The 25,236-nt window shown below is 66.6% G+C and carries 36 protein-coding genes; 5 read left to right on the top strand and 31 right to left on the bottom strand.

Annotated elements, in window-relative coordinates:
* The first annotated feature begins 63 nt into the window (after positions 1-63).
* Positions 64-582 carry a hypothetical protein gene (locus tag AZL_RS35450; RefSeq protein WP_148219191.1) on the top strand — a complete coding sequence of 173 codons (519 nt, stop codon included), beginning with the start codon at positions 64-66 and terminating at the stop codon, positions 580-582.
* On the opposite strand, the gene AZL_RS10875 is transcribed toward AZL_RS35450, so the two are convergent.
* Entirely contained in the window at positions 579-1,334 is a 756-nt protein-coding gene (locus AZL_RS10875) for a hypothetical protein (RefSeq protein WP_012973456.1), read from the bottom strand. The genes AZL_RS35450 and AZL_RS10875 overlap by 4 nt on opposite strands.
* 3 nt (positions 1,335-1,337) lie before the next feature.
* Positions 1,338-1,511: a hypothetical protein gene (locus AZL_RS36915; protein ID WP_247894192.1), complete on the bottom strand. Its 174-nt coding sequence runs from the start codon at positions 1,509-1,511 to the stop codon at positions 1,338-1,340.
* A gap of 36 nt (positions 1,512-1,547) precedes the next feature.
* On the opposite strand from AZL_RS36915, the gene AZL_RS36510 reads away from it, so the two are divergent.
* A complete protein-coding gene (locus AZL_RS36510; RefSeq protein WP_162470990.1) occupies positions 1,548-1,709 on the top strand; it encodes a hypothetical protein in 162 nt (53 codons plus the stop codon).
* A gap of 8 nt (positions 1,710-1,717) precedes the next feature.
* Here the strand turns inward: AZL_RS36510 and AZL_RS10865 are convergent, their stop codons facing one another.
* From AZL_RS10865 to AZL_RS10780, 16 genes are all read right to left on the bottom strand, one after another.
* The gene (locus tag AZL_RS10865; RefSeq protein WP_042442520.1) at positions 1,718-2,122 is read right to left on the bottom strand and encodes a hypothetical protein; all 405 of its coding nucleotides are present in this window, start codon (positions 2,120-2,122) and stop codon (positions 1,718-1,720) included.
* Positions 2,123-2,267: 145 nt separating this feature from the next.
* Positions 2,268-2,504, bottom strand: coding sequence for a hypothetical protein (locus AZL_RS10860; RefSeq protein ID WP_042442522.1), 237 nt, complete (start codon positions 2,502-2,504; stop codon positions 2,268-2,270).
* Between the two features lie 10 nt (positions 2,505-2,514).
* Entirely contained in the window at positions 2,515-4,005 is a 1,491-nt protein-coding gene (locus AZL_RS10855; RefSeq protein WP_012973458.1) for a phage tail tube protein, read from the bottom strand.
* Positions 4,006-4,089: 84 nt separating this feature from the next.
* Positions 4,090-4,314, bottom strand: a complete 225-nt coding sequence (locus AZL_RS10850) for a hypothetical protein (protein ID WP_042442524.1) — start codon at positions 4,312-4,314, stop codon at positions 4,090-4,092.
* Between the two features lie 5 nt (positions 4,315-4,319).
* Positions 4,320-4,778, bottom strand: coding sequence for a hypothetical protein (locus tag AZL_RS10845; RefSeq protein ID WP_012973459.1), 459 nt, complete (start codon positions 4,776-4,778; stop codon positions 4,320-4,322).
* Between the two features lie 4 nt (positions 4,779-4,782).
* Positions 4,783-5,124, bottom strand: a complete 342-nt coding sequence (locus AZL_RS10840; RefSeq protein WP_148219192.1) for a hypothetical protein — start codon at positions 5,122-5,124, stop codon at positions 4,783-4,785.
* A 7-nt stretch (positions 5,125-5,131) separates the two neighbouring features.
* A complete protein-coding gene (locus AZL_RS10835; RefSeq protein ID WP_012973460.1) occupies positions 5,132-5,791 on the bottom strand; it encodes a hypothetical protein in 660 nt (219 codons plus the stop codon).
* Between the two features lie 125 nt (positions 5,792-5,916).
* Complete coding sequence (locus AZL_RS10830) at positions 5,917-6,099, bottom strand: hypothetical protein (protein WP_012973461.1); 183 nt, start codon at positions 6,097-6,099, stop codon at positions 5,917-5,919.
* Positions 6,100-6,149: 50 nt separating this feature from the next.
* A complete protein-coding gene (locus AZL_RS10825) occupies positions 6,150-6,554 on the bottom strand; it encodes a hypothetical protein (protein WP_012973462.1) in 405 nt (134 codons plus the stop codon).
* A 79-nt stretch (positions 6,555-6,633) separates the two neighbouring features.
* The gene (locus AZL_RS10820) at positions 6,634-7,863 is read right to left on the bottom strand and encodes a phage major capsid protein (protein ID WP_012973463.1); all 1,230 of its coding nucleotides are present in this window, start codon (positions 7,861-7,863) and stop codon (positions 6,634-6,636) included.
* An 11-nt stretch (positions 7,864-7,874) separates the two neighbouring features.
* Positions 7,875-8,801, bottom strand: coding sequence for a head maturation protease, ClpP-related (locus AZL_RS33380; protein WP_052293624.1), 927 nt, complete (start codon positions 8,799-8,801; stop codon positions 7,875-7,877).
* Between the two features lie 2 nt (positions 8,802-8,803).
* Positions 8,804-10,222 (bottom strand): phage portal protein, encoded by a 1,419-nt coding sequence (locus AZL_RS10810; RefSeq protein ID WP_012973465.1) that lies wholly within the window; start codon positions 10,220-10,222, stop codon positions 8,804-8,806.
* 9 nt (positions 10,223-10,231) lie between these two features.
* Positions 10,232-12,022: a terminase large subunit gene (locus tag AZL_RS10805; protein WP_148219193.1), complete on the bottom strand. Its 1,791-nt coding sequence runs from the start codon at positions 12,020-12,022 to the stop codon at positions 10,232-10,234.
* Positions 11,967-12,383 (bottom strand): hypothetical protein, encoded by a 417-nt coding sequence (locus AZL_RS10800; protein WP_042442528.1) that lies wholly within the window; start codon positions 12,381-12,383, stop codon positions 11,967-11,969. The genes AZL_RS10805 and AZL_RS10800 overlap by 56 nt, the downstream gene beginning before the upstream one ends.
* Before the next feature lie 452 nt (positions 12,384-12,835).
* Positions 12,836-13,189 carry a P27 family phage terminase small subunit gene (locus AZL_RS10790; protein WP_148219194.1) on the bottom strand — a complete coding sequence of 118 codons (354 nt, stop codon included), beginning with the start codon at positions 13,187-13,189 and terminating at the stop codon, positions 12,836-12,838.
* A gap of 274 nt (positions 13,190-13,463) precedes the next feature.
* Positions 13,464-13,787, bottom strand: coding sequence for a hypothetical protein (locus tag AZL_RS10780; protein WP_042442532.1), 324 nt, complete (start codon positions 13,785-13,787; stop codon positions 13,464-13,466).
* Between the two features lie 316 nt (positions 13,788-14,103).
* On the opposite strand from AZL_RS10780, the gene AZL_RS33375 reads away from it, so the two are divergent.
* The 3 genes from AZL_RS33375 to AZL_RS10765 all read left to right on the top strand — a co-directional run bounded on the left by AZL_RS33375 (position 14,104) and on the right by AZL_RS10765 (position 15,704).
* Entirely contained in the window at positions 14,104-14,802 is a 699-nt protein-coding gene (locus tag AZL_RS33375) for a DUF3489 domain-containing protein (protein WP_012973469.1), read from the top strand.
* A gap of 145 nt (positions 14,803-14,947) precedes the next feature.
* On the top strand, positions 14,948-15,217 hold the full coding sequence (locus tag AZL_RS36300) for a DUF4160 domain-containing protein (RefSeq protein ID WP_042442533.1): 270 nt from the start codon (positions 14,948-14,950) through the stop codon (positions 15,215-15,217).
* A 25-nt stretch (positions 15,218-15,242) separates the two neighbouring features.
* The gene (locus AZL_RS10765; RefSeq protein WP_148219196.1) at positions 15,243-15,704 is read left to right on the top strand and encodes a hypothetical protein; all 462 of its coding nucleotides are present in this window, start codon (positions 15,243-15,245) and stop codon (positions 15,702-15,704) included.
* A 109-nt stretch (positions 15,705-15,813) separates the two neighbouring features.
* On the opposite strand, the gene AZL_RS10760 is transcribed toward AZL_RS10765, so the two are convergent.
* The 13 genes from AZL_RS10760 to AZL_RS36290 all read right to left on the bottom strand — a co-directional run bounded on the left by AZL_RS10760 (position 15,814) and on the right by AZL_RS36290 (position 25,180).
* Positions 15,814-16,047 (bottom strand): hypothetical protein, encoded by a 234-nt coding sequence (locus AZL_RS10760; protein ID WP_148219197.1) that lies wholly within the window; start codon positions 16,045-16,047, stop codon positions 15,814-15,816.
* Between the two features lie 102 nt (positions 16,048-16,149).
* The gene (locus AZL_RS10755; protein ID WP_012973472.1) at positions 16,150-16,644 is read right to left on the bottom strand and encodes a hypothetical protein; all 495 of its coding nucleotides are present in this window, start codon (positions 16,642-16,644) and stop codon (positions 16,150-16,152) included.
* Positions 16,616-18,025 carry a site-specific DNA-methyltransferase gene (locus tag AZL_RS10750; protein ID WP_012973473.1) on the bottom strand — a complete coding sequence of 470 codons (1,410 nt, stop codon included), beginning with the start codon at positions 18,023-18,025 and terminating at the stop codon, positions 16,616-16,618. The genes AZL_RS10755 and AZL_RS10750 overlap by 29 nt, the downstream gene beginning before the upstream one ends.
* 354 nt (positions 18,026-18,379) lie before the next feature.
* The gene (locus tag AZL_RS10745; RefSeq protein WP_012973474.1) at positions 18,380-19,351 is read right to left on the bottom strand and encodes a hypothetical protein; all 972 of its coding nucleotides are present in this window, start codon (positions 19,349-19,351) and stop codon (positions 18,380-18,382) included.
* Between the two features lie 52 nt (positions 19,352-19,403).
* Positions 19,404-20,471: a helix-turn-helix domain-containing protein gene (locus AZL_RS34185; protein ID WP_012973475.1), complete on the bottom strand. Its 1,068-nt coding sequence runs from the start codon at positions 20,469-20,471 to the stop codon at positions 19,404-19,406.
* A gap of 30 nt (positions 20,472-20,501) precedes the next feature.
* On the bottom strand, positions 20,502-21,206 hold the full coding sequence (locus AZL_RS35440; protein ID WP_012973476.1) for a hypothetical protein: 705 nt from the start codon (positions 21,204-21,206) through the stop codon (positions 20,502-20,504).
* The gene (locus tag AZL_RS10730; protein ID WP_042442539.1) at positions 21,207-21,461 is read right to left on the bottom strand and encodes a hypothetical protein; all 255 of its coding nucleotides are present in this window, start codon (positions 21,459-21,461) and stop codon (positions 21,207-21,209) included.
* Between the two features lie 4 nt (positions 21,462-21,465).
* Positions 21,466-22,380, bottom strand: a complete 915-nt coding sequence (locus AZL_RS10725) for an AAA family ATPase (protein WP_012973477.1) — start codon at positions 22,378-22,380, stop codon at positions 21,466-21,468.
* Complete coding sequence (locus tag AZL_RS33860) at positions 22,380-23,138, bottom strand: DUF2312 domain-containing protein (protein ID WP_012973478.1); 759 nt, start codon at positions 23,136-23,138, stop codon at positions 22,380-22,382. The genes AZL_RS10725 and AZL_RS33860 overlap by 1 nt, the downstream gene beginning before the upstream one ends.
* Positions 23,126-23,617, bottom strand: a complete 492-nt coding sequence (locus AZL_RS10715; protein WP_052293625.1) for a DUF1064 domain-containing protein — start codon at positions 23,615-23,617, stop codon at positions 23,126-23,128. Before AZL_RS10715 ends, AZL_RS33860 begins: the two co-directional genes overlap by 13 nt.
* On the bottom strand, positions 23,617-24,330 hold the full coding sequence (locus AZL_RS10710) for a hypothetical protein (RefSeq protein WP_042442541.1): 714 nt from the start codon (positions 24,328-24,330) through the stop codon (positions 23,617-23,619). Before AZL_RS10710 ends, AZL_RS10715 begins: the two co-directional genes overlap by 1 nt.
* Positions 24,327-24,788 (bottom strand): GNAT family N-acetyltransferase, encoded by a 462-nt coding sequence (locus AZL_RS36295; protein ID WP_042442543.1) that lies wholly within the window; start codon positions 24,786-24,788, stop codon positions 24,327-24,329. The genes AZL_RS10710 and AZL_RS36295 overlap by 4 nt, the downstream gene beginning before the upstream one ends.
* A complete protein-coding gene (locus AZL_RS36290) occupies positions 24,785-25,180 on the bottom strand; it encodes a hypothetical protein (RefSeq protein ID WP_158305962.1) in 396 nt (131 codons plus the stop codon). The genes AZL_RS36295 and AZL_RS36290 overlap by 4 nt, the downstream gene beginning before the upstream one ends.
* Positions 25,181-25,236 lie beyond the last annotated feature (56 nt).

The raw sequence follows: 25,236 nt of genomic DNA, 5'->3' as shown, positions 1-25,236 counted from the left end.
CTAGGGTTAGACTCTCCAAAAAGCGGAGAGCAAACTAAGCGCCCTACAGCTTGGAGGAATGCTATGGCGGAGATACCGGCGATTAAATTCGCTCAGAGGCACAAGCCTCTACATCTTCATTCGACCCAAACGATTGGAACGATAAACAATACGCAACCGATTTCCATTGGAGTTCGGGAGAGTATTGTTTATTCGCCTGATGAAAAGGCTCCACTTAGAAGCTTCTACGTTGATATTTCCATTATCGAGGACAAAAAAGCGTCAGCTCTTTCATCAATTCCAGAGAGTGATATTCCAGAAATACTTGCTGCCCTCGGCGGCTTCAGTGGGGTAATTACAGCGCAGCAAAGCTTTGTGCTGCGTCATGCGTTCTTCAACGCAACTCCGTTTATTAGGTTTTCACTCATGGATGGATATAAAGGATCGTTAGGGTTTGGTGTGCAGATATATAATTCTGACGTTAATCGGGACGCCAACTTATCCGCATCGTCGTTCGGAAACGCAGATCCATTACTTGTAAACACTATCAAAATGCTTCGTCAGGCGCAGGACATGATTTCAAAGGTAGCGAAGAGCAGTTAGCGCCTCGGTAGGATGATGATGGCGGGGCTCTCAACGCGCGTTCCTTGACGTCCACGCGAGAGCCCCTGCTTCTTGCCGGTGGCCCAGACCTGCCGACGCTTCAGCCGGTACTGGTTGGGGAAATCCATCGTGTAGACCCGCTTGACCTCCACGAGGTCGCCAAAGCGGGAACGGATCGCCTTCACGGCGCCATCGAACAGGCCGGGCGGCACCGGGAAGGATAGCGACTGCCCCCCGATCAGCTGCACGTCGACCTTGCGGCTGTAGGGCAGCACGTTGCCGATGATGATTTCGGTGATGGTGGGGGACAGCGCCGCCGGGTTGAACTGCGCCGCCGGGACGAACCGGCCGGCGGAGTCACCCTTGCCCGCATAGGCGGAGGCGCTGTCCTTGATGCCGAAATAGAAGCCGTCCCGGTAATGCGCCGTCTTGCCCGTGGCGGGGTTCAGCGGTGCGGAGGATCGGGGCGGGCTACGGTTGATGAGGAACGACAGGGCGAAGGTGCAGACCGCTTCCATGATCGAGAACCGGTAGACGATGCGACCGCCATCTGCCGGCCGGACCGCGGTCTCGGGCGCACCCTCCACCCCATCGACCCAGCGCCGGTACCGGCGGGAAGCCCGGCCGGCGGCAATCAGCCGGTCCCGCTCGGTGATGGCGATTTCCGCCAGCCGGCGGGACTGCGCTTCCGGAGAGAGCGCCCGATCCACGAAGACCCGAAGCCGGGCGTTGAAGGCTGCCGCTTTCGCCATGGGTCACTCCGTCGTCGGCTTCTTGTTCGCCTCCTTCACCTTCTCCGCCCACCACTCGGCATAGACGCCGTCCATGGCGCGGAGCAGGCGGAGAAGGAGGGGGAGGTCGTGCCCGTGGTCGGCCGCATAGGCGCGGGCCACCGACCACGGGATGTTGCAGGGGCTTGGAGGCCCCATGCCTCCGCCCCGCCATTGCCGGTCGTCGGAGAGCGCGTGCCAGGCACGCCATGCCCACCGGCACCACGGCAGGGGTTCGACCGCCTCGCCCTCGTCATCCAGGCGGGCGGCCACCATCTCGGCCGCGTCGGGGTCATCCTCCGCAAGGTCGGCCAGCAGATCGTTGCTGTCCGCCTTGCGGTTGAGATGGTCCCGTAGGGCCGCCGTCAGTTTCCCTCGGCTTCCTTCGCGTCGGCCTCGCGGTCGGCAGAAACCATGCCGGCGGCGGTGAAGGCCGCGGTTGCGAGTTCGGAGAAATCCGGATCGCGGATGGTGTCGCAGAACTCCTCGAAGGAGACCGGGTTGCCGTCGTCGTCCGTCATCTTGACGTCGATCAGGCAGTGCTTGATCAGGCACTCGATGTTGATCGAGCGCTTCATCGCCACCGGCAGCTTCTCCGGATCGCCGCCGAAGCCCTTGGCGGCCTTGCGCTGCTTGGACGCCTGGGCGTCCTGGTACTCGTCGGTGAAGCCGCGGGTGAGGATCTGGAGATCGAGATCGGGGTCGGGGCGCTTCCAGGCGCCGGTGGTGAGGGCGGTGGAGCTGCGCTTCAGGGAGGCGAGGTTCGCCATGGCGGTAAGTCCTTGATCTGGTCGTTGGTCGGATGGGTGCGCGATGAAAGGGCGGGCGCCGACCAAACGCCCGCCCACGGCCCGCGCGTGCCGTCATGCCGCCGGCAGGGCCGGCAGCCTCTTTCCCGTGGTCGTCGGGGTCTCGTCAGGCTTGGAAGAGGTGCCGGTACTGCTCCGGAACCTCGATGCGGATCGGCCGGTCCACGCGCTCGATCACGGCTTCCTCGCCGTCTCGCAGCACGCGCCCATCAGGACCGGCCGCATAGGCGCGATACCAGCCCTCGGTGTCGTTGACCTCCACCACGCGCTGGAGCTTCTCGCCCGTCTCGCCGTCGAACACGGACACGAACTTGGCGCCGGGGTCGCCTGCCTTTATGTGCATCGCCGCCCCCTTACCGAACGAACTCGAACCGGTTCACGATCAGCTGCGCCCCGGTCACGGCATCCTTGGAGGCGGTCAGTTTGACCGGCAGCATGACGTCCGTGTTCTTGCCGCTGACGTTGGGGTCGCCTTCCTTCGGGATCAGCCTGGGCGCATCCCAAACCAGCGCCTGGGTGCCCTTCTGGAGGCGGGTGTTGATGGCGGTGGGGGTTGCCTGCGACACCTTGGCGAGCAGATCTGCGTTGCCGAAATGGGTATCCAACTCCACCGTCACGTCGCAGGAGCCGTCCACCACGTCGACGGACGCCGGAGCGAAGTCCTCGCCGTCGGCTGCGGCGTCGATGGCGCGCAGGTTGTTGGCGATTGTGAACTTCAGGCCCTTGGCCCAATTGGGCTTGCCGAGGGCGACACCGCCCTCGCCGATCCTCCCGCAATTGGCGGAGAAGGCCAGGACCGGATAGAGCCCGCTGTCCGGCGCCTCGTCCGGCAGCGCGTCCAGGGTGGTCGTGCCGGGCGTTCCGGCCTTCATGCCCATGAAGCTGATGCCCCCGGTGGCCTTTTCCTTGGCCTGCCCGCCGAACTCCATGCTGCCCACCCGCATGCCGCTCTGCGGCAGGAAGGTCGGCGGCGTGTGGTCCATGAAACCACGTTCCAAAGTCACACCCAGCTTCAGCACGCCGTTCATCAGGACATCGCCGAAGAAGACCCGGATCGTCTTGCTGCTGCCGTTGTCGACGGCCCAGCCCGCCGGCAGGTTGTCCAGCGTCAGCTTGTGGGCGGAGATGCCGATGATGCGACCCCACCAGCGGTTCATGGTGTCGGCGACGAAATGGTAGGCGCCACCGGTGTCCCCGACCTTCGCCCATTGGCCGATCTGAAGGCCCAGCGTCGTGAAATCCAGGGCGGTGCTCTGGAGGCCGTCGGCGACCGCCTGAATGTCGCCGGCAGCCCCCTCGAAGCCGCAGACCTTCATGCGCGCCGTGGCTGCCGCAGTGTTTTCATCCACGAGGCCGGCGGCGGCGAAGGCTGGGGCGGTGGTGCTGCCGGTGGTGACCTTCGCCAGCTTGCCGCGGTTACCAGCGACGCCGAAGCCCGAGAAGTAGACCAGATGGCCCGCAACGAAGGCGGGGCCGGCGGCGACCGCCACCACCTGGGATGAGTTCGTGACGCTCTGGATCACGCTCCCGGCGACGCCGTCGTTGTCGCGGCTGGGCGTGTTGACCCAGTAATTGCCGAAGGCGCTCTCCATCTCACTCGACAGGAGGCAGCCATCGACCGGGTAGTGCCATTCGATGCCGATCTGCCCGTCGTTGGTCTGCCCGACCAGCGTCGGGTCGGAGTTCATCCGGTCGTCGCGGATGTCGCCGGAGTCGATGGTGACCGTCTTGTTCGACAGGCCGATGGAGGTCACGCGCTGCTTGCGCATGCGCGGGGTGGTGGGGGTGGTGCCGTACGTCGTCTCGGCGACGCCGGCAAGGCGGACACGGTTGGAACTGGACATGGGCGGCTCCTTTCAGCCGGGCATGAAAAAAGCCGCTCGGGCGGTGCCGGCGGCGGGGTGATCGTCAGGTGGATTGGGGGCGCGTCAGGCGGTGAAGTGATCGGGTTCTTCGCCGGCCGCGTCTTCTTCCGTGGCCGGCGGCTCCGTGTGGTGGCTGTCCTCGGGCTCCTCCGTCTCGGCGATCTGGCCGAGATTGACGCGGTCCCCCAGGGTCAGCACGTCGCCCAGGTCGGCATCGGTGACCTCCTGGCCGACGGCGAACCGGCGGGTTGCGGTGTTGAAGGGCTTGGTGACGATGTATCGGGCCATGGTGGCTATCCTCTCTTCCAGTCGATGACGATGTGCATGCCCCACCAGCTGCCGGTGTCGTCCTTGACGCCGATGGGGTCGAAACGGATGTCCTGAAACTCGACGGCGCCGATGTCCTGCCCCCGGCACATTTCGGCGAAGGCGGTCAGCAGCTCGCGGGTCAGCTCGGAGCCGGTGCCGACCGGCGCGAACACGAACAGCATCAGCGAGCCGGTTTCCTCCCACCGATCGGTGTCCGGGCTGCCGGTGCCGATGCTGGCCTGCCCCCACAGGTCGCCGTCGATCAGCACCCGCCCCCAGGCGTTGACCACCGGCTGGTTGGTGCTGGGGTCTATCGGGCCGTAGGGCTGCGGCGGCGTGATCGGCTCGTTGTCCCATTCCAGAGGGCAGTCGCGCGGCGCGACGTCCGGCCAATTGGCCCGGATGAACGCGCGGATCGCGTTGAAGGCTTGGATCGTCGCCATGGGGTCAACCCTTCGCTTCCATCCACCAGCCGCCGATGCGCTCGCCGGGGGTGGAGACCGTCAGCGTCTGGCCGCCGCCGGTCCAGGCGCCGTTCGCGATGGTGGGCTTGATAATGACCAGATCGCCCTTCTGCGGCCCGCCGGCCGGGAAAGCGGTTTCCGCCAGGGCGTCGGCCGCGACGATGACCGAGAAGGTCCGTTGCGCGGCGCTGCCGTTCAGGGTGTCGCTGCCGGTCTCCCGCCAGAACGCTTGTACGATCACTTCGGTGAAGACGGGTTGCAGGCGGCGCAGCACAACCGGCTTGCCGCGCTTGCCGATCATGCGGGCTTCACGGGAGCGGGCCATGGGCGCCTCAACGGATGCAGTCGACGAAGCCGCCGGCCCGGAGCGCCGCCAGCACATCGGCCGGAAGCGCGGAGCCGCCGGCCCCCATGCTGCCGACCCAATATTCCGTGCGGCCGGTGCCGTCGGTCTCTTCGGCCTTCACCGCCAGATCCCGGTCCCTGGACTCCCAGCGCAGGCGGACCAGCCGCTTCACGGCGTCCTGAAGCTCGGTGGGCACCTTGCCCAAGGCCCAGCCGGACGAGATGGTCACAGCGGCGGCAGATCGGCGCCAGGGGACGACGCAGCCGGCGGCACTCAATCGCTCGATCAGTCCGGCCTTGCTCATCGCGCGATAGCTGGCGGGGTCCAGCGTGGAACCGCTGACCGAAACCACGGAGACCCGGGCGGGGCGGCGCCACGGCAGGAACAGAGCCTCGGCGCCACCTGCTTCGTCGACGCTGAAGGTGACGATCGCTATTTCCTCGCGGAAGGTCGGCGGTGCATCGCCGGCATCGTCACCCCGCACCCCGCAGGCGGCGGCCACGAGGTCGGAGGCAGACAGCGCCTCTGCCTCCAACCATGCGTCGAACAGGGTGTCGTCAGCGTCGATGCCGAGTTCGGTCTTCAGGGCTCCTGTGGAGCACAGGCGGCGGTCTGCCGCGGGGGTGGTGACAGTGACGATGGGCATTTGCGGGCCTCCTTGACGGTGACCGCCCCGATCACCGCGACCATCAGCAGGGCAATGGGCCAAACCCAGCAGAACCGTGGGGCGGAGCCGGTCAAGCTGATGGGCGGAGGCGCGGGCGGCATGGATCAGCCTTCGCCGGCCGGCTTGCTGCCCTTCGCAGCGCCCTTGGCATCGGGCGGACCGATCAGGCCGGCCTTTTCCAGCCCCTCCACCAGATCGGGGCGAAAGTCGCGCTGGACGCCTTCCGCCAGTTGCTCGGTCTTGATGCCGTCGTGGGAGTAGGGGAAGGGCTTCAGAACCTTGTGCATGCTCGTGTCCTTGTTCAGGAGTGGCGGGGCGGCAGATGCCGCCCCGGATATCAGGCGACCGGCGCGTTGCGCGGATGGCCGAGGATCGCGGTAGCGCCGATGGTCCCGCCGGTGGAGGCGCCGGCCGAGACCAGAGAGAGGCGTACGAACCGCTTGTTGCCGCGATAGCCGAGCTTCTTGACCTTGTTGTCGTCGGTCGCCGCGAAGGTGGCGGCCGCAACGGTGCCCAGCAGATCGTCGGCCGCGACGGGGGAGCCGTCGGACAGGTCGGAAGCGTTCCCCTCGATCAGAGCCGGGGTATAGGTGCCGTCGGTCAGGGTGCCGGACTGGATCACGAACTCCAGGCTGTTGAAGCCCCTCGTGTCGATGATCGCGCCGTTCGTGGTGGTGTTGGAGGCGATGGCGCCGATGTTCAGCGCCACCAGGGGGGCGAGGTTGTTGTGAAGGTCGCGCATGGCGATGATCTCCGGGTTCAGATGCGCGAAAGGCGCCCAGCGGGCGCCCTTCTCGCGGTGTCGGGGATTTTGTGGATCGTTACGCGGCGATCTTCAGCTTGCGGATCGCCTCGGGCTGACGGACACCGCCGCCGGTGCGCATCCGGCCGCGGAACACCACCAACCCGTCGTCGGCGCCGGTCGTGTAGTCGGTCATGAAGCTGACGGCGATGCGGTCCACGATGATGTAGCCGCGCTTGTAGTCGCCGAAGGCGATGGGGAAGGAGCCGGCCGCGACGTCGGGCATGTCCGGGCATTCGGCATAGGTGGCGCCGAGGATCGTGTTCGGCACCCCGTTCGCCAGACCGGGCAGCCAGAGAAAGTTGCCCTCGCCGTCCTTCAGCTTGCGCACCTTGCCCAGCGTCCGGCGGTTCAGCGTCCAGATGCCGTTGCGGGCATAGGCCGTCTTCAGGTCGTGGTACAGGTCGATCAGGCCGTCGCCGGTCAGGCCGGTGGCGTTGCCCGACACGGTGAAGGCGACATCCGGGTTGACGAGGATGCCTTCCGCCTGGTTGTTCGAGCCGGCCCCGCCGACCCACTCCTGCCCCTGCTTGACCGAGAACTGCTCGGACGACTCAGACCGCAGCTCGGCCAGCAGGTCATACCCGCTGTCCTCCAGCATCTGCTGGGAGATTTCGAACCGGGCGATCATCTCGGGCGCCAGGATCTCGATCATGCCGTACTCGGGGTCGCCCGTGTTGCCTCGACCGCCCTTCTCCCCGACGCGCGTTGCCCCGGCGGTGCCGGTGCGCTTCGGCTGCTTCCATGCCTCGACGCCGATGGTGCGGACGGTGGACAGGACGCGGGCGGGCGTCTGCTCCACCACGTCCTTCAGGATGTCCGCCTGGAGGTCAGGCGGCGCCAGCAGGTAGCCGGCGCCGGTGTCGTCGGACTTCACCAGCGCAGCCTTGCGCTTGTTCAGCAGATCCATGTCGTCGCGGCGGCGGTCGTTCACATGGGTGCGCATCACCCGGTCGAACGCCTCGCGGTGCTCGGTCGCCTCCTTGTCGCCCTTGGGGCTGCCAAGGCTGGCGCGGTTCATCGCCGCCTCGATGCGGTCCAGCTGCTCCTGCTGCGCCTTGGCGGTCTGCTCGGACAGGGTCAGCTTCTGGTTGAGCCCCTCGGCCCTGTCCATTGCCGCATTCAGGCGGGTCATCTTGTCTTCCAGCAGCGTGTCGCGCCGCTTTTCGTTCTCCTCGCTCGTGTCCTTGAACTCGGTCCAGGCGTTCATCAGGTCGTTGACGACCTTTTCGACGGCGTTGTCGGCCATGATGGCAATCCTCAGCGTGAAAGAGTTTTCAGGGTGTTGGTCGCCCGCGTGAGCGCCGCGACCGCGGCAGCCTGTCCGTCCTCGTCGCGAGGGGCCGGCGGGGGCTGGTGCTGGTCATCGTCGCGATGACCGGCGGAGAAGGCCCGAGCCATCGCGGCAACGCGCTTGGCCTGGGCATGCGAGAAGCCTTCCCCGTCGCGGAGAAGGCGCTCGAACTCACGGATCGCCGGGCCGCCCTCAGCGGCGTTCGGCATGAGGTCTTTCGGGGTGCGCTGGAACAGGGGCAGCATCGCCGACCGGGCGTGTGCGGCCTTCGCGTCCTTCTTGCCCTTGGCCGGCACCACCGTATCGGCGAACCCGGCATCCTTCGCCGCCTGGGCGCCGAACCACGTCTCGGCCGCCACCCAATCGACCAGGGCCTTCCGCTCCTGGCCGGTGCGCGCGGCATAGATGTCGACGATGCCGGACTCCAGCTGATCCAGGATGTCCGCTTCCTTGCGCATCACCTCGGCGTCGCCGATGGCGAAGCTCCACGGCTTGTGGATCATGACGTGAGCGCCTTCGGCGATGCGGATCTCGTCGCCGGCCATGGCGATCACGCTGGCGATGCTGGCCGCGATCCCGTCGATGTGGATCACGATGTTCGCCTTGTGGCGGGCGAGCGCCTGATAGATCGCCACCCCGTCGAAGACGACGCCGCCGGGGCTGTTGAGCCGGACGTTGATCGTGTCGACCGACAGGGCGTCGATCTCCTTGGCGAACTCCTCGGCCTGAATGCCGTCCCACCAGCCGCCGATGTCCCCATAGACGTAGATGTCGGCCTCGGTGGCGTCGGCAGTGGCGGAAACGCGGGCGTGCCCCGGTCCAAGCGCCATCGGCGCGCGGTTCATCGCTTGCCCGGCAGTCAGCAGGGCGGTGTCGATCAGCGGTTTCGGCATGGTCAGTCCTCGGGCTGGCCGTCCAGCTTGGACAGGACGGTGTTCAGGTTGTCGGAGGCGCCCCGGATCAGGCTCTCGTTCTCGCCGGACAGCACCCGGCCGGCGTTCTGCCGGGGCGGTGGGCCGGGCGGTGGTGGAGGCGCGGCGCCGCCTTCGTCCGGCTTGCTGGCGGCCTCCAGCGATCCGTCGTCGCGCACCCGCGCGTAGTTGCTGGGCACATAGTGGGCGTCGCCCCCCTTGAACCCGTCCATGTCCTCCATTCCGAGGATCTGGTTCGCGGTCAGGCCGGCAACCCCGAACATCTTGGCGTAGAAATCCGCCCGGTCCTTCGCCGCGCCGCGCAGCAGCTCCGTGTCGAAGAACTTGAAATACAGGCCCTGCCGCCGCTCCTCGGGGGTCAGCAGATCGCACGTCAGCGTCGTCCCGACTCGGCGGTGCCATGGACGGACGGTGTGGACGTTGTGGGCCAGGAACATCTGCTCCGAAGAGGCATAGGTCGCCGTCTTGTCGGCGATCCCGACCATGATCGGCAGAACACCCCACTGTCGGCAGATCAGCATGTCTTGATACAGCCGGGTCGCAAGGTGCTCCGCGTCCACCCCCGTCATATCCATAGGAATGAACTTGCCGTTGCTCCCTAAAACCAGCGGCTTGCCGCTGTTCTTCCCACCGGCGTAATGGGTCTTGATCCAATTCGTCAGGCGGTTGTGTTTCGTCTCGTCCAGATCGTCGGTAACGCTGTAGACCCCCGTCGTCTGGACGCCTTGGCCGAACCGCTTGGCGTGGGCATCCTGCGCCGCATCGGCCAGCCCGATCACCTCGCGGGCCAGTTTCACCATGTTGAGGCCGTTCCGCCCGTCCCAGCTCGGCCCGCGGATATGCAGGATCCGGTCGTTCGGCACCTCCTCGCCGTTCACCCGGTAGAGCGGTGATCGATCGTATGGATCGGAGCGCTTCTCGACGGACACCTCGCCGGCCTCGAAGGGGAACATTTCGTGGATGCGACCGCGGCCGACCCTGTTGATGAAGCCGAACCCGCCGCCCTGGAAGGCGGCATGCAGCATCAGCGTCTCGCGGAACTGCTGCGTGTTCATCCAGCTACACGGCTTGAACTGCATCAGGTCGTAGAGGGGATGGTCGACGGCCTCCGCCCGATTGCCGGTAACGGGGTCCTTCCGCATCAGCTTGCAGGGGACCGTGGACACGCCGTCCGCGATCAACAGGCCGCAGCGCAGCGAGGTCGGGGTCTCCAGCGCCGTCTGCCAGTTCACATGGACGCCGGCCGACGTCGGGCCACCCCCGACCAAATCGCGCCAGAACTCTTCCGCGAACGCCGCCGCGTTCCGCTGGGAAACCTCTTCGGCCGAAGCCGCCTTCGGCTGGGGGCGGAGGTGCGCGGTGATCCAGTTCATCATGCCCATGCGCCACCCCTATTCCTCGTCCGCATCGTCGAACTCGTCCGTGTCCCACACGGAGCGAGGTTTGGCCGGCTGGCCGACCGTGCTCGGCTTGAGCGCATTCACCACCGCGTCGACGCCGTCGATTTTGTTCGGCGACATCTCGGCTTCCTTCTTCGGCAGGATCGTTCCGTCCACCCGCCGGCTGACCACGGCGTTGGAGGCCATCCAGTTCATCACCGGGTTGTTGTCGTGCCGCAGCTTCGACGGCCCAGCCTTCACCCGCGCCTCCAGTTCCTTCGCCGGATCGGTGACGTTGGTGGCGTTCTTGTGCAGCACCTCGGCGAAAGCCTCGCCGCCGTCGTTCAGCCGGCTTGCCATCATCAGCGCCGCCGCGAACTGGTCGAAGATCGCCTTGCGGGCACCGTAGCGGCTGCGCCACTCGCGAACCGTCTTCTCCACCTCGGCGTGGTCGACCCAATCGCCGGGCGTCAGGATCAGGTGGCCCTGCTTCGCCCAGGTCCGGTATGGAGCCGGCCCCTTGCCCTCGGCATGGTCGGGATGCAGAAGCACCGCCTCCGGCAACCAGAACCGCGTCTTGATGAGCAGCCGCCCGGCCTTGTCGAATGCGATCAGCGCCAGGGCGGTGATGTCGTCCTTGTCGGCGAGGTCGCCGCCGATCCAGCACTCCAGCCCGTCGAAGTCCTTCCAATCGAGCGAGTCGTCGCCGCATGCCGACCACTGCGCCATGTTCAGCCAGGCCGAGGCGGCGTTGAGCCAGACGTTCAGGCGCTTGGTCTTGAACTCGCCCTCGCTGGCGGGGCTGGCCTTCGCCTCCTTCGAGTAGCGCCGCATGCTGTCCAGCGTCGGCGTGACGCCCAGCATCGGGTTCGCCTTGATCCACACCCGCTCGTCGAAGGGGTCGTCCCCCTCGTCCAGGGTGAAGATGATGCCGAAGTAGTGGTCGGCTTCAAACACCCCCTCCAGCACCTTGCAGACGAAGGTCCGCTGCTCGTAGCAGACGCCGGCCATGTTGTAGCCGGCGGTGGTGATCGCCCAGATCATCGGGTTCTTGCGGGCGCCGTCCGCAGACCGCACCACATCGTAAAGCGCCCGGTCCTTGTGGGCGTGAAGCTCGTCCAGAATGCCGACGTGCGGGTTATGTCCGTCCTGCGTCGACCCCTTGGCGTTGATCGTCTGGATATACCCGTCGTTCTCCGAGCAAGTGACCGACCGTGCCCAGGGCGTCACCCCATAGGCTTCCTGCAGGGCCGGCGTCCGCTCCACCATCTTCTTGGCCGGGTTGAAGACCTTGCGGGCCTGTTCGCCGGTCGTGGCGCCGATGATGATCTGCGGCCCGACCTCCCCCTCGCAGCACAGGCAGTACAGCGCCACCCCGGCGGTCAGCGTCGACTTCGCACCCTTGCGGGCCATCTCGATGTAGACGCTCGAAAAGCGCCGGTAGCCGTCAGCCTTCCGCCGCCACCCGAAGATCGCCGCCAGGATGAAAATCTGCGGCGGCTCCAGGGTGATCGTGCTGCTGTGCCATGTGCCTTCGACGTGCGGCAGCTTCTCGATGAAGTCGCACACGTCGTTGGCGTGCCAGACATCCCAGCGATAGGGCCAACCCTTCCGCTTCTTGTCGTCCAGGTGCCGCTTGCATGCCAGCCGCACCCACCGGCAGGCGACGATCCGCCGGGCCACCACATCGCGGGCGTAACGGTCGGCGATGCCGGCATAGTCGCGGGCGTGGCCGGTGCTGGACTCCTTATCGACGGGTTCCGATGCCGTTGCGCGCGAACGGGTTTGTCGTTTTGCCGCCATCGCCACCCACCTTCAGCCGGCTCTTCGCACCGAAGATCCCGAACTGTTCGGCCATCTTCCGGGCCTCCATCAGGTGCGCGGCAGGCGGGACGCCGCCCGAGCGCCACGCCTCCACGATGGCGCCCTGGAGGTTGCAGTATTGCGCGAACATCGTGCTGTCGCGCTCGGTCGCCAGCCGGCCGGTCGTTACCCGGCCGATGTCGTCGATCCAAACTTCCTCGCCGGCCGCGGTCAGCCAGTCCGGCTTCGACGGCAAGACGTCGGGTTCGATCACCTCCACCTTGCCCGCGTCGCGGCATGGCTGGATGGTCCCGCGGGCCGCCTTCGTCGACGGCAGCTCGGGCTTGGGTCCACGCTTCATCGGCGGCCTCGAATTTTCCAGGGGGCCGGAAATTTAAATCGCATGCGCAGAAATTTGGCCCCCCACCGGTTCCCCGGCCCCGCCCTGGTGGAGATTTCACCCCCTCCCCCCTACCCCCTGCGGATCAGCCGCGAACCCGCCCGAAAGCCTGATCCCGAGCCGTCCGTTTGCTGTGGTGGGGGTGGCACATGGAGCGGAGGTTCGACCATTCCAGCCGCAGGTCCGGGCGTTCCCTGACGCCCTGGATGTGGTCCACGTCCGTGGCTCGCTCCCCGCATCCGGTGACGCAGCACAAGGGGTGCGCCTTCAGGAACCGCGCCCTGAGCTTCCGCCAATCGCTGTCATAGCCACGGCTGGAGGCGGAGCCTCGCGCCTGATCGTGAGCCTTGCGCTTCTGCTGCGGTGTCTTCCAACCGGGGGAGCGGAACATCGGGGGGCGTGTGGGCATGCGGTTACTTCCTCCTCCAAGGCGATGTCGCCGCATCCAGTTCCTTCGCGGCGTTCTGGATGATCCGCAGCTCGCGCTCCACCACCTCCAGCAGCGGGTTCACGTCCGCCTGATCCTTCCGCTTCACCAGCGGGCCGACGGTGCCGAGCTTGGTCTCCGCGTCCTCCTTCCGCGCCACTGCGAGGCAGTAGGTGGCAAGGATCGGCAGGTTGAACGGCGTGAGCCGCTGACCCAGAGCTGCGGCCATCTCCTGCCACACGGCGCTTGCCCGGCTGTTCGCTGCGACGCTGGCCGGAATGGGATGGGCAACCTGCGCCACTGCCGCGCCCGTGGTTTTCCCTGTGGTGCGTTTCGCCATGGTTCCGCCCCCGCTGTAGCCGGCCAAGCGCTTCAGGCCGCTGTCCGGGCTTCTGTCGCGCCGACGCGGCCTTCCCGTTCAGCCGTGGTGGTGGGGGCTGGCGCCGGCGCAGCGAAACCGCCCACGGCACCCACGGCAAGGCACCCGTCGGTAACGCCCCGCAACAGGGGCCGAACGAACCGGGAGGCGTCGGCGTACCCTTCGGCGACGGCTTGCCGCTCCACCGCGTCCGCCACATCGGCGATGCTCTGGGAAAGGGGCTTGCCTCTCATGATCACGCCACTTCCTTGCGCTCGGTGAGGACGGCGTGGGTGAGGCTGCGGAGGTCTTCGGCCACAGCCCGCACGTCTTCGGCCACGCCTTCCACGGTGCGGGCGATGGTCGCCATCGAGGCCGCCGTCTCCGCCTGGGATTGCGCCGTGAGTTCCAGCGCCTTCACCACGGTCCCCGCATCCGGGCCGGGGATCGGTCGGCGGGTCCAGACCAGCAGCCCGAACACCACGGTCAGGGCGGCGATGGCGGCAAGCTGGGCGGTTGGGGAAAGCCCGGCAATGTGGGTCAGCGTGGAGCCGACATCGGGCAGGGGGATGTTTTCCATGGGCGGCGTCCTTCGGGGCGGGTTCTGTGGGGTGAAAGGGGTAGGGGTTAGATCTCTCTCTCCCTCTCCCTCTCTCTTGGATGCAGTCACAAAGTCTGTGACAGACATTGCGACAGCCGTTGCGGCATGCCCTGTGTCAGGGGTTGTGACCGGGTGTGTCGCGCGTCAGCGACACATGCGGCGGTTGGCCGGAAAATCTCTCCGAGGTAGCGATTTTCCCTCTCGCTCCTCCGCCGCGCTCTCCGTAGGGTGCAACCAAGGCGAGCGAACAAGCCGCCACGAATTGAACCCCTGATAGCGAACCAAGGAGAAAGCCATGACCGCCACGTTCACCAGCAAGACCGCCGCTTCCAAGGCCGCCCGTGCTGCCGGTTTCGAGGATGGCACCTTCACCACGGTCCAGACCGAGGGCGGTTGGACCTACCAGGGCACCGAGACTCCCCCCACGCTGGCGCTGGTGCCGCCCGCTGGCGAGCAGGGCACCGAGCAGCCGCCGCAGGACGACACCGCGACCGGCGGGCAGGCCGACGAGCAGCCCACCCCCGCGCCGCAGGGTGACGCGCTGAAGGCGGCGCCCAAGGTGACCTTCACCGGCTCGGCCTTCCCCACGGTGGACCACGCCATCGCCTGGGCGAAGTGCGACGGGTTCGCGAAGAACCGCATCAAGGTGGAGCCGGTGCTGGGCGGGTTCCTGTTCCGCCCCTTGGCGGAGGGGGAGAAATACGAGGCCGCCGGCTCCGCCCCGCGCGCGGCGGGCTCCGGTCCCGCCTTTCCCGCCCCCGGAACGAAAAAGCGAATCCTGATCGACATGGTGTGCCGCGAGGGTGGCACGACCATGAAGGAACTGGAGGATGCTGTCGGTTGGAAAAAGTGCAGCGGCACCCTCAACGAGTTGGATGAGACCTTCGGCCTCGAACTCGAATACCGGAAGAAGGGCAAGGAAGGTCGCTATTACGGCACCTTCCCGGCGGCCTACGCCCCGGCCAGCGCTGAACCGGAACAGGCTGCCGCTTGACGCCACACCCACGGCACCACGCGAAGGGGCGGGCTTTCCCGCCCCTTTCTGCTGTCCTGATATTCCGTCCAGAAACAGGACGCTTTTTCTGTTGCGCTGTATCCAAAAACTGGATATAAATTCTTCATTCACAACGGGGGCGACGATGGGCAAGCTGCTGACGGGTTCAAACTGGTTTCTGGAGGTGCGCATTCGGGAGCATTTCCCCTGCCACTTCCATGTGATCGGCAAGGACTTCGAGGCGCAGATCGACGTCGAGACCTTGGAACCCATCGTCGGCACCATGCCCCGCGCCGTGGCGAAGGAGGTTCGGAAATGGGCTGAGGAGAACCGCCAAACGGTCGTCGCCGAATGGAACAAGTGCAACCCGGCGCGCCACTACACCCTCAAGACGAAGGAGGAACCCAATGAATAACCCGCCCCGGATCGAAACGGTGTCCATGAAGGGCACCGTCCTAACCGTCGGATGGCAGGACGGCACCGTCGATGACATCGACATCGCCGGTTGGCTTGCAACCCCGGCTCCGCCGGAGGCCGACATCCTGAACGATCCTGCCGTGCTGGCGAACCCGCACGTCGCCCATTGGGGAACCGTGGTGGCGTGGGACGAGTCCGGGGATGTCGGCATCGACCACCACCACCTCCGGCTTATCGCCGCAGAGCAAAAGCCCTTCGGCCCGTCAGAGCTTTCGGTGTGGCAGTCGAGCTTGAACCTGTCCAACCAAGGCGCGGCCGCTCTGCTGGGCGTGGGGGTCAGCACCTTCCACACCTACAAGAACGGCTCCACCACGATCCCGCCGTCCATCAAGATCGCCTGCCGAGCGATTGCGAAGGACCCGGTTCTGTTCGAGGCGCACTATAAGCCCACCCCGAAGCGAGGGAGGCCGCGCAAGGCGGCATAGCCCACCCGCATCACCGAGCAACCCGATTTCGTCGGGTTGCCGCACCGAGCCGCGTTCCTCCGGGGACGCGGCCTTTCGGCGTCTGCGCTTCCCTGATGCGTGGGAATTGTCAGTCTTGAGGCCAAGGGGCGGAACCGAGAGCATCGGCAATGCGCGAGGCTTCCCGCGCCAGCAATTCCACAGCACCCATGCGGGTGGTCGCGTCGTTCAATCCGAGCTTGCGCAGAGCTTGCGCGGTTTCGAGTTGCGCGTCTGCGAGCCGGGTGATCGCATAGGCGACCGCAAATGCCCCATCGCGGGAGGCGCGGTCTTCAATGGCCGCCTCGATCTTCTCGTTCTTCATGCGCATAACCTCCCTTGAGGACGGGGGCTCTCGTTCGTTCGCGCAAGAGGCCCCCGTAGGTCTACGAAACGAAAATCAGACCCCCGGACCCCTCCCGTAGGTCTACGAAACCTTCGCGGCATCCCCACCGGCGGCCAGCGCCTGGACCAGACCGTTCAGCGGGGCGCGCGGCTCGAACTCCGTCCCACGGCCGACTCCGTAGACCGGCCGGAACCGGCAGGCGGGATAGGCCATGGAGAGGCACACCAGCGTTTCGCCGGATCCGGTCGGAACATCGAAGGTGCCGGCCGGCAGATCGCCCAGGTCGGCCCGCAGCGCCTCCGCCACCGAGGCCATGACCGGGAAGGCCAGATGACCGCTTGTCGCGTCGAACAGGTGCGGCCACGCCCGCGCGATCTCCGGCGCCGTCCACCAGCGCCCGGCCGACAGATCACCGCCGGGCGCGATCTCGACCACGAAGAGGCCCGCCTCCTTCAGCGCCCGGCTGGCGTTGCCGCAGGAGAAGCACACGACACCCGGCAGGCCCGCCTCGCGGACATGCTGGGCGATCACCGCGGCGCGGAGCGCCTTACGGTGCGGGATCGTCAGGGGCGACATCGCCCACCTCAATCTCCTGCGGGAACTCCGCCTTGATCCGCCCCGGGTCTCCACCGAAGAAGCACAACACGTTCTGGTGACCGCGTCCGAGCTTTCGGGAGGCGGTGAACTGCCGGCCGGCTCGGAGCGCCAGGCTACCGATCGGTGTCGCCAGCACAGCCTCGTTGTAGAAGCCGAGGCCGGCGTCGAGGAAACAGGCGATGTTGTCGCCGAGGAAGTTGCGGTAGAAGCCCCGCTCGTCCCGGACATCGCCGATCTTCACCACGGCGAAGCGGTTGGGCTTCAGCCGGCCGCACGCCTGTCGGAAGATGTCCCGATACCAGCTGATGAAGCGGTCGTAACTTTCGAACGCCGAGCCGTCCTTCTCGCCCTTGGAGTAAATCTCCAGATCGTAATAGGGCGGGCTGGTGAACACCAGATCGTAGAGGCGGCCGGCGGGCAACAGGCTGTCGATCTTGGCGCTGTCGCCTTCGATCCACACCGGCTCATGCCGAACCTGCGCCAGCCGTTCGGGCGGCAGCCTGTCGCGAACCTTCAGCCACTGCGCCCGGTTCGCCTGCACCTGTTCGCCGCGCAGTTCCACGCCGGTATAGGCATAGCCCAGCGTCGCGGCGATGACGCCCTTGGTGGCCTCCCCACCGAACGGATCCAGGATGGCCGCACCAGCGCCGGGGGTGAACCACCGGAACACCAGCTCGGCCAGCACCGGGTCGAAGGCTGAGCCGCCCACGGCGCTTCCACGCCGCATCCAGTCGGTGGCGACGTTGGTGTCGGGGAGGTGTTCCCGCCCTTCCTCCGCATGCACGCCAAGCGCGGTCCAGGCGGCCTTGCGGTCGCGCCAGTAGCCTTGCTTGGCGTCCAGAACGGTGAAGGGCGGCACGCCGAACCGCTCCACCAGCGACTTGCCGCTCGCCCCCGCCTTCGTGTCAGCGCCGGCCCCATCGGCGCAGAGCGCTTCAAGGTCCGCCGCGTCGAAGCCGATGGCGTCCATGTCGACACCGAGGCCCTGTAGGTCTGCCAGTTCTGCGCCCAGCAGCGCGTCGTCCCACCGGCCGAGTTCGGACAGGCGGTTGTCGGCGATGACGTAGGCGCGTCGCTGTTCTGCCGAAAGGTGGGCCAGCGCCACCGTGGGGGCGGTCGCGGCGTCGGGATGGTTCGGGATGGACAGGCCGCGGTCTCGCACCAGCTTGGCCGCCGTCCAGGTGCCATGCCCGGCCACCAGCGTGCCATCGTCGCCGATCAGCAGCGGCCGGGTCCACCCGAACTCGGTCAGGCTGGCGACCAGCCGTTCGATCTGTTCGGGGGAATGCGTCTTCGGGTTCCGGTCGTAGGGCTTCAGCCCTTCGAGCGGAAGGTAATCAATCCTGATCCCAGGCTTCACAGTGAACTCCGCGCCAAGACGCGGACACGCGAAAAAGACCGGCGCGACTCCATCGCCCGGTGAAAAGCAGTTGCGGTGTCCGAGTCGGTCTTGACCTGAACGGGTTACTGCGTCCGTATGCGCCCCGTCGCCTCGCGAGCGATGACGGGATGGACGATCAACCGGCTCTGGTCGGACGTGCGGGTCTAGCGCTCGCGGTGAAAGGGTGCGTCACCACCCGTGTAACCCCCGTCTCCGGTCTCCACCGGCTGGGCATGAAAAAGCCCCGCATCTCGTATCCGAGTTGCAGGGCTGATTTTCACGCCCCCCTTTCGGGGGCATATCGAAAGAAGCACGAAGTCGTATCCGCGTCAACTATTTCGGGTTGGCGCGGCGCTTTAGCTCCGTTTTGGCTACCGCATATAGGTCTGACATCGTATCCCCAACGGCTACATATAGCCGGTCGCCCAGCTTGATCGAGCGCCACATGCGCCGCTGCTGCTCCTGCCGATCCAGCCCGTCAAGGTCTTCGGTCACGGTCATAGGCACCGGGATCCCGTCTGCACCCAGCACATGGGTGCGGGTGACCGCGCTGGGCAGCCGGTAGACATCACCCACGGCGTCCAGCCCGATCCGCAGAGCGATCTTCGCGCGGCGGAGGATGTTCTGGTTCGTGCTGGCGACAATATCGGTGATCGCCCGGTCCAGCAGCACCACCCCCTCCACCATGGTCCACGGGCTGGTCCCCTCGTAGGAGGGCATGGCTTGGCAGGTTTCGCGGGCAAGGTTCAGCCGGCTACCCGCGTCGATGGCGAAGTCTTCCCATGAGCGGCCCGCGCTATCGTCGACCACCACCGCCTCGTCCTTCGGCTCGCGGGCGCCGGCTACCACCTTGGCGTCCTGCGCCATGCGGTCCCCTGCCTCCCACTGGCGGGTGGTCAACAGATCGCGCTGCCGGATCACACCGAGCGCGGACAGGGCGCGGGCGCGCGTCTTGCCGGCGACCGCCGTCTGCTCCACCACCCGGCCGCGTGCCGCGCGGTGCTGGTTCGGCGTGGTGGAGCCGACGCGCGCCACCTGCTCGGCCTGCACCACCTGCTCGGCGTCCTTCACGCCCTTGGCTTTCGCCAGCAGGATCTCGGTGACCAGTTCGGTCACGTCTTCCACGCCGCCTTCAGCCCGGCGGTAATGGCGGCGGAGGAGCACCCGGCCGCGCTGCTCCACCTCGGCCGTGTAGACGTCGGGGAGGTCCGTCCGGCGCTGGGCCGGCGCGGTCAGCGTGAGGACGACGGGCAGGCTGGCGGGGGCGTCGTCGGCAGGGGCGGGGGTCTTCGTGGCGGGCTTCATGGGGGCACCTTGGTAATCAGGGGCTACTGGAGGGGCTGGGCGGGGCCACCGGTCACAGCAACTCGCGTTGGGGGAAAATCTCTGCGATCAGGTCGGTCGGCGCTTCGCAGCCGCGTTCGTCGGGCTTTGCGCCCCAGGCGGGCAGCCAGACCGATTTGTCGCGCCATTCGGTCAGCCGCAGCCGCCAGACCGGACGGGTAGCCGGCGAGGACCGGCCGAACATCGGCTCCCGCTGGCCGGCCGGAGCCGTTGGTTCGGACAGCGCAAGGCCGCTGCGGGAGGCGGTCAGTTCGGGGAATGGCGCCGAGCGGGCGTCAAGCTGGGCTGCAATCCGGCTGTTGAACCACGCAAGGGAGCCGACCGGCTCTTGCTTCAGCTTCTTGCGGCGGGCTTGGACGCTGATGAACAGGCCCTCGCATAGCGCCAGATCCACACCCTGGTCGATCCAGGCGGCGGCCATTTCCTGATCGGTCTCGGCCGGCCGGCGGCGGGCGTGCTGCGGGCCGAATGCCTCCACCAGGGCAGCGTCGAAAGCGTCGATGATCGCTGTCGGGCTGAGAACCGTCCTATCTCCATTTCCCGCGTCTGCTGTAGCAGCAGAAGCAGCAGCTATAGCAGCTATATTCGGGGCAACGACGTTGAGGGGAGGGGGCAACGACGTTGAGGGGACAGGGCAACCACGTTGAGGGGAGGGGGTAACGGCGTTTGGCCCTCCCCCCAACGTCGTTGAGGGGGTAGGGGGTAAACGTGGTTTAGGGGGTAGGGGTATGACGTTGCTCCCTCCCCCCAACGTCGTTGAGGGGGTAGGGGGTAACGTCGTTAGGGGGGTGCCGGGCGCGCGGCGTGCGGAGAGGGCGTCGAGCATGATCCGGTATTCGCGCGGCCGGTGGGTGCTCTGGTCCTCCAGCGCAACCAACGACAGCACGCCGAGCGTGACCAGTTCCTGAACGGCCTTCCGCGTCGCCACCTCGGACATACCGACGGCGGCGGCCACGGATCCGATGCTCGGATACACGCGGGTGCCATCGTCGGCGGCGTAGCGTGCCAGCCGCAGCAAGACGAATTTCGGCGTGCTTCTGATGTCGGCCGCCCAGACCATATCTTCGACTGGTTGGCTCATGGATCGCTCCTGTGTGTCGGCCGCTCGGCTCTATGCATCGCCGTGCGGGTCCAGGGAGGCGGCGGAGGAAACCGGCAGTTTCTCCAGGATGGTGAGGCTCCGGCGCTTCGTGATCCCGCACGGGCGCCAGCCGGCACGGAGGAAGCAGTTGCCGGGGGGATTGCCCTTCACCTTGCGCGGGTTGACATAGGTGTAGAGGCGTTCTCCCGGCCAGCGCTTCCAGGCCAGTTCTTCAGCGGCGAGAATCAATTCGCTTGCCACCCCAGCCCCTTCGTTGCGGAAGATCGCGCAATTCACGCCCTGTTGCCCGTCGCGGCTCTCGAACTTCCGCCAAGCGAACAGGGCGCGGGCGCACGGCGTCAGCAACACCATCTTGTAGCCCGGCCCGACGTAGAGCTTCGGATCTCTGCCATCGGCGTAGACATAACGGGAATAGTGGCGTTGGAAGAGGGCAAGGCCGGCCGGATCGCCGTCCTTCACCTCGATCCACGTTTCGCCGTGAAGGGCGAAAAGGAGCTGCGGGGCAGGCGGGGGAGCCGGGGCTTTCACCGGCGCACGCCGCGGGCGGGATGGGGCGCTCACTTTCGCCTCCCGTTGCAGCCGCTCGGCCGCATCGGACAGGCAGAGAGAACGCGCCCGGCAGGTGGGGGACTCCACCAGCGCCTCCCGAGAGAGGCGCTGAAGGAACTCCACGCTGAATGTCACGCCCTGCGCTATGTCCAGCGGGACGGGCATCTACACCTCCCCGCCCTTGCCGGGCCGCTGCTCCAGCTTCACGCGATGCACGATCTCCACCTTCTCGGGGATCGACATGGCGATGACGAAGCAACCCACGATGATGGCGCAGCTGATCTGCTGGGCGGGCGGCAGGCCCTGCCAGCCCCACATGCACACCAAGACGAAGCCCCACCCAAGGGCGGTACGGCCCCGCGCCCACAGCCGGCGCAACGCCGCTGTCAGGCGCTGCCAGCGCGTGCGGTGCTGTTCCATGGCGTCAGCCCTCCCCGCCAGCGCTGGGAAGCGTGGGCGGCCATGTGATGGACTCCACGCGCTTCAGCGCATCATCCACTGTCCAGAGGGGCGGCTGCTGGGTATCGGAATGGGGTCTGACGGAGGCGAGCACGCGAGCGAAGACGCCGGCCGCGCTCAGGTCCATCGGCTGCTTCTGAGAGGAGAGCTTCGGGCTTATCACCATGTCCCGCTTCAGCCCCTCCATGAGCTGCCGCAGCAGCGCGGGGGAAGCTCCAGCCGTGGCGTTGCAAAGCTCCTTCAGCCCCGCCGGTGACAGCGAATAGGGCTGGAGGTATCGAACGAGGATCGCCTGCCGGCATTCGTCATCCGGCTCCACGATGTCGAGATGAAGGCCGAAGCGGCGCCAGATCGCCGGATCCACATCGTCGGCCCGGTTCGTTGCCGCCAACATGGTGCCTGGGAACTGGTCGATCTTCTGAAGCAGCGCGATCACGATGGCGTTGCGTTCCTGTCCAGCGCTGCTTTCGGCGGCGCGGCGCTTGGAGCAAACCGAGTCGAACTCGTCCAGGAACAGCACACAGCTATCCGCCTGCTCAATCACGGCGTCGAACAGCGCATTGATGTTCTTCCCCGTCTCACCGAGGTAGCAACTCGTCAGCGAGGCCATATTGACAACCACCAGCGGCAGGCCGAGGCGGGCGGCGAGGTGGTGCGCCAGCGTGGTTTTCCCGCAGCCGGGCGGGCCGAACAGCAAGGCGGAACGCCTGGGCTTGAGGCCCACCGCCTGCAACTCCTTCACGGACCCCAACTCGACGCGCCACTGGTGAACAGCGGCCCGGATCGGCCGGCTGAGGATGGGCGCCTCGGCCTCGCTGGGCATCAACACCTCCGCAAAGCGGCGGATGGCGGTGTTCGGAACAAAGGCTTTGGACATCATCAACCCCGCTTCGAGAAGTCGTCGTCTAAGTGCTGCCAGTCTTCTTCGGCCGGCTCGGCGTCATCGGCCTGCGGCTCGGGCGGCTTGCGCGATCCGGCCCCCTTCCGGCCGCCCTTGCCCTTCTTGTTGGGGGCGGGCGTGGGTTCGGGCGCGGGTGGCTGAAGCTCGGGCGGAATGTCCATCCCGTCGGAGCCGGTGGCTTCGCACCATCCCAACTCCCAATGGGCGCGGTTCGGGTCCGATGCAGCGAAGGGATTGGCCGTCATCGGCACGCCGGCCAGTCCGTCCTCGTGCCCCTTCGCTTTCGCCTCTTCCGGGGTCATCGCCGCCGGCTGGGCAGCGCCGCCCTGGTCCGATCCGGCATCGTCGCTCGAACCGTCGTCATCCGGCTTCGACTGGTCCAGATGGTCCTCCAGGTCCGTTTGATCGGGATCGGCTTCCGCCTCGTCCTTCTTCTTCCCTTTGGGCGGTTTCGGGTTGAGCGGGATATCGCGGTTGGAGCCTTCGCCGTACCCCAACGCTTCCTTGTAAAGATCGAAGATCGCTTCCGCTTCCTGTTGACTGGCCGCGTCTCTCTCGCGCTCGTCCATCCAAGTGATGATCTTTCGCATCACCTTCGTGCTGAAGCCGACCGCCTTTGCCTCGGCGAAAATGGCCTTGATGTCTTCCTGAATAGCCTTGATTTCGGCCCGCAGATTTCTAATGCGGGTAACCAAAGCCCGCAGCCGCTCGGCCGCAGTCCCCCCTACGTCTGACATGACTTCACCTCAGTAATTCTCAGGTTGGGATGCAGCGCCTCCAAGAGGCGCTTCTTCAGCTTGTAGACGTCCGTCAAGTAGCCTTTGGCATCCTCAAGGACGAAAACGCCTTGACTTGTGCGGTAACTGAAATCGCCGATGTATGTGCAGACCAACACGCCGTTGACGTGGAGCGGAAACTTTGGCTGTCGCACCAGTTCCCGGATCAGCCCAAGCCGCTCCCGCTGGCGAAGCACAGACCAGCGGTTGGCCTCCAACGCGCTCGCGAAGCTGATCCCGTCGACCACCGTGCGGCGGGCGCGATACTTGCTTTTCGGCTCCGCCGGCTGCTGGCCGACGCCTGCGGCCCGCAGAAGCCGCTGCTCGCGCTGGGCGATCAAGAACGCCTCGATCTGCCGTTGCGCCGACGGGCCGAGCGACGGCACATGCGACGGCACATGCACGCCCTGCCCCTTGCTGCGACCACCGCGGCGGGCCATCACCACCTCCAGAGGTAAGTCGGGAGGAACGGCATGTGCAGCGCCGCCAGCTTGGCCGCGAGCCGATAGTCCGGCCGCTCGCGGATCCAGTCACGCCACCAAGATTGGCGGCAGTCCATGATCCAGTGCAGCGCTGGACGGCGCCATTCCGGGTGTTCCGACAGCGCGTAGAAGGCGGCCACCTCGATCCGGTCGACGGCCGGGTCGTTGAGGTGCTCCAGCACCGCCGTCAGGGTCCGCGTGATGCGGGCGCCCATTTCCGACGGTTCGTCGCAGTAGCCCGGCCCCGGCCGACTGCCAGCACGAATAACCCCGTCGATCATGGACAGCAGCGCGGGTGCCCGCTGGCGCCAGCCAGGGAGGCCCGACACGCGGGCGCACCAGCTATCCAGCGCCTGGGAGTCAGGCTTCGGCAGGCGGGCCACCAGCGCCGGGTAAACCGGCGGTAGGGCAGCCGGCAGCGGCCGGGGGGTATTCGGGATCCAGTGGTAGCGCACCAGCAGCTCGCCAATGGAAGGCGTGCCGCCGGCCCGTTCGGCGTCTTCGGCGTCCAGCACGAACGCCGCGCGCTTCTCCGCCCCGTAGATGCCATGGTGGAGCGCGGTTGCGGCATGGCTCCACACCAGCCGCTCGCCGCCAGCACCGTCGGGGACGACATCCACCTCCACGTCCGTGCCCCACGGCGTCTCTATGGTGCGGCGGGTTCCGGTCATCGTCCGACCTCCAAGGCAAGCGAGAGGTCGCGGCGCAGAATGGAGGAACCGTCCCTCTCTGCGACGACGGCGAAGCCGAACCGAACCCACGTAAGCGGGCGCTTGCTGGAGACGTAGATCAAAGCATCAGGCATTCCGTCCGCGACCATTCCGAGCGCGGCCACAGCCACCCGAATGACGTCCATCCGGGCTTTGATCAGTTCGGTCCCGACGCCTTTACCGCGGTGCGTCGGCAACGTCGCAGCCGGCCCGAGCAACCAATGTCGGCGGGAGTCCCCCAACGGCCCATAGGCGCCGATCCCGACAACTTCGCCGTCCCGTTCAGCAACGAAAAACCAGCGCCGCTCGTAGCGAAACCGCATCATGGCGTAGAGCGTGCCTTGCGGTAGCCACGGCAGAAGCGGAGCGAATTGCGGCGCCAGTGTCGACGCCTCATCTTGGCGCATCGGGCGGATCATGCCGGCACCTCTTCGGCCTGCTGGGCACGAGCGGCCAGCGCCGCGCGGATCGTCGCCTCCGGCATGGGCGGGCGGGCGCCATCGGTCTCGTACCGATCGAGCAGCCGGAGGAGCTGCATGTCGGACATCAGCCGTGCCTGGTCTTCCCAAGCTGGGTAATCGCCGGGCTGCTCCAGGGCGCGGCGGCACGGGGGAATGTGGCGCCAGCGGGTATCCGAGAAGCCGCGGATGAACACCACCCACGCATAGGAGGTCGCGGTGGATGCTTCTTGCGCCACATAGCCGGCAACCATCGGCAGGCGCTCGGCGAACTGTGCGATCAGGGCGGGCGGGTGCTGCTGGAACAGGTTGAAGCGCTCCAGCGTCTCCATCCAGGTTCCGCGGACCAGCATGGCGCAGCCGTACCGGGCCGATTGCTTTGACCAAGCGGAGCGTTGGATCTTCATTC

The organism is Azospirillum sp. B510, assembly GCF_000010725.1.
Classification (GTDB): domain Bacteria; phylum Pseudomonadota; class Alphaproteobacteria; order Azospirillales; family Azospirillaceae; genus Azospirillum; species Azospirillum lipoferum_B.
This window is presented reverse-complemented; position numbering and strand designations above follow the sequence as displayed.

Bases quoted from the DNA above. Each gene is read 5' to 3' on its own strand.
- AZL_RS10855 (WP_012973458.1), bottom strand. From the start codon at position 4,005: ATGTCCAGTTCCAACCGTGTCCGCCTTGCCGGCGTCGCCGAGACGACG.
- AZL_RS33860 (WP_012973478.1), bottom strand. From the start codon at position 23,138: ATGTCAGACGTAGGGGGGACTGCGGCCGAGCGGCTGCGGGCTTTGGTT.
- AZL_RS10745 (WP_012973474.1), bottom strand. From the start codon at position 19,351: ATGAAGCCCGCCACGAAGACCCCCGCCCCTGCCGACGACGCCCCCGCC.
- AZL_RS10725 (WP_012973477.1), bottom strand. From the start codon at position 22,380: ATGATGTCCAAAGCCTTTGTTCCGAACACCGCCATCCGCCGCTTTGCG.
- AZL_RS10865 (WP_042442520.1), bottom strand. From the start codon at position 2,122: ATGGCGAACCTCGCCTCCCTGAAGCGCAGCTCCACCGCCCTCACCACC.
- AZL_RS10765 (WP_148219196.1), top strand. From the start codon at position 15,243: ATGAAGGGCACCGTCCTAACCGTCGGATGGCAGGACGGCACCGTCGAT.
- AZL_RS10780 (WP_042442532.1), bottom strand. From the start codon at position 13,787: ATGGAAAACATCCCCCTGCCCGATGTCGGCTCCACGCTGACCCACATT.
- AZL_RS10715 (WP_052293625.1), bottom strand. From the start codon at position 23,617: ATGGCCCGCCGCGGTGGTCGCAGCAAGGGGCAGGGCGTGCATGTGCCG.
- AZL_RS36300 (WP_042442533.1), top strand. From the start codon at position 14,948: ATGGGCAAGCTGCTGACGGGTTCAAACTGGTTTCTGGAGGTGCGCATT.
- AZL_RS36915 (WP_247894192.1), bottom strand. From the start codon at position 1,511: ATGGGGCCTCCAAGCCCCTGCAACATCCCGTGGTCGGTGGCCCGCGCC.
- AZL_RS10830 (WP_012973461.1), bottom strand. From the start codon at position 6,099: ATGCACAAGGTTCTGAAGCCCTTCCCCTACTCCCACGACGGCATCAAG.
- AZL_RS10755 (WP_012973472.1), bottom strand. From the start codon at position 16,644: ATGTCGCCCCTGACGATCCCGCACCGTAAGGCGCTCCGCGCCGCGGTG.
- AZL_RS10790 (WP_148219194.1), bottom strand. From the start codon at position 13,189: ATGGCGAAACGCACCACAGGGAAAACCACGGGCGCGGCAGTGGCGCAG.
- AZL_RS35440 (WP_012973476.1), bottom strand. From the start codon at position 21,206: ATGCCCGTCCCGCTGGACATAGCGCAGGGCGTGACATTCAGCGTGGAG.
- AZL_RS10850 (WP_042442524.1), bottom strand. From the start codon at position 4,314: ATGGCCCGATACATCGTCACCAAGCCCTTCAACACCGCAACCCGCCGG.
- AZL_RS10835 (WP_012973460.1), bottom strand. From the start codon at position 5,791: ATGCCCATCGTCACTGTCACCACCCCCGCGGCAGACCGCCGCCTGTGC.
- AZL_RS10810 (WP_012973465.1), bottom strand. From the start codon at position 10,222: ATGGGCATGATGAACTGGATCACCGCGCACCTCCGCCCCCAGCCGAAG.
- AZL_RS33380 (WP_052293624.1), bottom strand. From the start codon at position 8,801: ATGCCGAAACCGCTGATCGACACCGCCCTGCTGACTGCCGGGCAAGCG.
- AZL_RS10860 (WP_042442522.1), bottom strand. From the start codon at position 2,504: ATGCACATAAAGGCAGGCGACCCCGGCGCCAAGTTCGTGTCCGTGTTC.
- AZL_RS10875 (WP_012973456.1), bottom strand. From the start codon at position 1,334: ATGGCGAAAGCGGCAGCCTTCAACGCCCGGCTTCGGGTCTTCGTGGAT.
- AZL_RS10805 (WP_148219193.1), bottom strand. From the start codon at position 12,022: ATGGCGGCAAAACGACAAACCCGTTCGCGCGCAACGGCATCGGAACCC.
- AZL_RS10845 (WP_012973459.1), bottom strand. From the start codon at position 4,778: ATGGCGACGATCCAAGCCTTCAACGCGATCCGCGCGTTCATCCGGGCC.
- AZL_RS35450 (WP_148219191.1), top strand. From the start codon at position 64: ATGGCGGAGATACCGGCGATTAAATTCGCTCAGAGGCACAAGCCTCTA.
- AZL_RS10840 (WP_148219192.1), bottom strand. From the start codon at position 5,124: ATGGCCCGCTCCCGTGAAGCCCGCATGATCGGCAAGCGCGGCAAGCCG.
- AZL_RS10710 (WP_042442541.1), bottom strand. From the start codon at position 24,330: ATGACCGGAACCCGCCGCACCATAGAGACGCCGTGGGGCACGGACGTG.
- AZL_RS10730 (WP_042442539.1), bottom strand. From the start codon at position 21,461: ATGGAACAGCACCGCACGCGCTGGCAGCGCCTGACAGCGGCGTTGCGC.
- AZL_RS36295 (WP_042442543.1), bottom strand. From the start codon at position 24,788: ATGATCCGCCCGATGCGCCAAGATGAGGCGTCGACACTGGCGCCGCAA.
- AZL_RS33375 (WP_012973469.1), top strand. From the start codon at position 14,104: ATGACCGCCACGTTCACCAGCAAGACCGCCGCTTCCAAGGCCGCCCGT.
- AZL_RS10800 (WP_042442528.1), bottom strand. From the start codon at position 12,383: ATGAAGCGTGGACCCAAGCCCGAGCTGCCGTCGACGAAGGCGGCCCGC.
- AZL_RS36290 (WP_158305962.1), bottom strand. From the start codon at position 25,180: ATGCTGGTCCGCGGAACCTGGATGGAGACGCTGGAGCGCTTCAACCTG.
- AZL_RS34185 (WP_012973475.1), bottom strand. From the start codon at position 20,471: ATGAGCCAACCAGTCGAAGATATGGTCTGGGCGGCCGACATCAGAAGC.
- AZL_RS10760 (WP_148219197.1), bottom strand. From the start codon at position 16,047: ATGAAGAACGAGAAGATCGAGGCGGCCATTGAAGACCGCGCCTCCCGC.
- AZL_RS10820 (WP_012973463.1), bottom strand. From the start codon at position 7,863: ATGGCCGACAACGCCGTCGAAAAGGTCGTCAACGACCTGATGAACGCC.
- AZL_RS10825 (WP_012973462.1), bottom strand. From the start codon at position 6,554: ATGCGCGACCTTCACAACAACCTCGCCCCCCTGGTGGCGCTGAACATC.